General features: G+C 61.1%; 1 pseudogene. It reads left to right on the forward strand.

What is annotated here, in order from left to right:
* Window positions 1-341: 341 nt before the first annotated feature.
* Window positions 342-602: pseudogene (locus tag NW855_RS03975) on the forward strand (hypothetical protein); the annotation flags it as partial.

Below are 602 nucleotides of genomic sequence, written 5' to 3' on the forward strand. Positions count from 1 at the left end.
GCCATCGAGCGTCTTTTTGCAGCCACCGCCCAGAACACAGAGGCCATTGGGCAAGTTTTTGCAGCCATTGCCCAAACTAGGGAGTCCATCGCTGAGCTGCGGGCCAGCATTGCCGAGCTGCGCCAGGTGGTTGAGCAGCAAAACCGCGCCATTACCTACCTTATGAGCCAAGACTAGGCCCAGAGCCGTGGATCCCCTTCCTTCTCGGCCAGGGTTGGGGAATAATACCCGTTAGTTCCCCTGAGCTGGCCGGCGCCGAACCAAGACTGCAACCGCTACCCCAATTCTTGCTGATCCTTCGCTGGAGATTTGAGAATGTCTGACCGCAACTTCCCAACCAGTTGGCGTGTTTCCCTTGTTTCCTCAGTGTTGGCCGCCGCTCTGGCCGGGCTGATGGCTGCCTGCGGCTCTTCCTCAAGGGATCCTCTCACGGTTGCCACGCCCACGCCAACTCCGACCCCCACACCAACACCTGTGCCCACTCCAACCCCTACACCAACTCCAACACCCACCCCCACGCCAACTCCGACCCCCACACCCACGGCAACGCCCACTCCGACCCGAACTCCCACCCCCACTCCAACTCCAACACCCACGCCGAC

It is taken from the genome of Synechococcus sp. RC10B2 (assembly GCF_047502635.1).